The following is a 1,408-nucleotide window of genomic DNA, read 5'->3' on the forward strand; positions in this document are numbered from 1 at the left end:
GCAGGGGAGTTGTGCATCGGTGGTGTCGGTGTGGCACGTGGGTATCTGAACCGTCCGGAGCTGACGGCCGAGAAATTCGTAGCCGACCCGTTTGCCGGCGGGGAAGCAGGCTATGAACGGATGTACCGCACTGGCGATTTGGCAAGATGGATGCCGGACGGCAACATTGAATATCTGGGCCGGATCGACCATCAGGTGAAGATCCGCGGTTACCGGATTGAGCTGGGCGAGGTCGAAACGCAGCTGCTCCAAGTAGCGTCCGTGCGAGAAGCGGTTGTCATGGCGCGTGCAGACGAAACGGGACAAAAACACATGGTGGCGTACTATGTCGCCGGGCAAGAGCTAGGAGCCAGCGAGCTGAGAAGTGAGCTGGGCCGAGAGCTGCCAAGCTATATGGTGCCGTCCTACTTTGTACAACTGGAGCAAATGCCGCTGAGTCCCAATGGAAAAACTGACCGTAAGGCCCTGCCAGCACCGGAAGGCAGCCTGCAAAGCGGAGCCGATTATGTCGCACCGCGGACGTGGGTGGAAGTGAAGCTGGCGCAAATTTGGCAGGATGTGCTGGGCCTGGCGCAGGTCGGAGTGAAGGAAAACTTCTTTGAGATTGGTGGACACTCGCTGCGGGCGACGACACTGGCCTCGAAGATTCACAAGGAGTTGAACAAGCCGCTTCCCCTGCGCAGCATTTTTGAAGCACCCACGATTGAACAACTGGCAGCCGTTCTGGAAGGTCTGGATCAAGTGGTGTACGCATCCATTCCGGTAACAGAAGAACGTAGCTTCTACCCGTTATCTTCAGCACAAAAACGACTGTATGTACTGCATCAGTTTGATCCAAGTGATGTGAACTACAACATGCCGTCGGTGCTGCAAGTGAGCGGTCCGCTGGATGTGAAACGAGTAGAGGACGTGTTCCGTCAACTGATTGCCCGCCATGCGACCTTGCGTACCCGCTTTGAGCTGGTAGACAATGAGCCGATGCAATGGATTGAAGACAGCGTGCCATTCGAGGTGGAATATACGAAGGTACAGGTAGAGAGTACGACTACGGCTACGGATCAGGGCACAGCTACAGGATTGGATACAACTACAGCTACGTACACGAGGATTAGCGAGGAAGCACAAGAACGGGTACGGCAGTTTATCCGTCCGTTTGATCTAAAAGCTGCACCGCTGCTGCGGGTAGGCTTGGTGGATCTGGGTGTCCAAGGAGTAGAGCAAGAATCCCAGCATTTACTCATGCTCGACATGCACCATATCGTTTCGGATGGCGTGTCGATGGAGGTACTGACCGATGAGTTTGTTCGCTTGTATGGCGGTGAAGAACTGTCGCCATTGCGGATTCAGTACAAAGACTATGCCGTATGGCAGCAAAGCGAAACCCATCAGGAGTGGATGCAGCGTCAGG

At 55.0% G+C, this 1,408-nt stretch carries 1 protein-coding gene; it reads left to right on the forward strand.

Features of this window, described 5'->3' with window-relative positions; genetic code table 11:
• On the forward strand, positions 1–1,408 hold a 1,408-nt coding region (locus G9G53_RS25595; protein WP_165150872.1), incomplete at both ends, for a condensation domain-containing protein.

This window comes from Paenibacillus sp. EKM206P, from assembly GCF_011066155.1.
GTDB classification, from domain to species: Bacteria; Bacillota; Bacilli; order Paenibacillales; family Paenibacillaceae; genus Paenibacillus; species Paenibacillus polymyxa_D.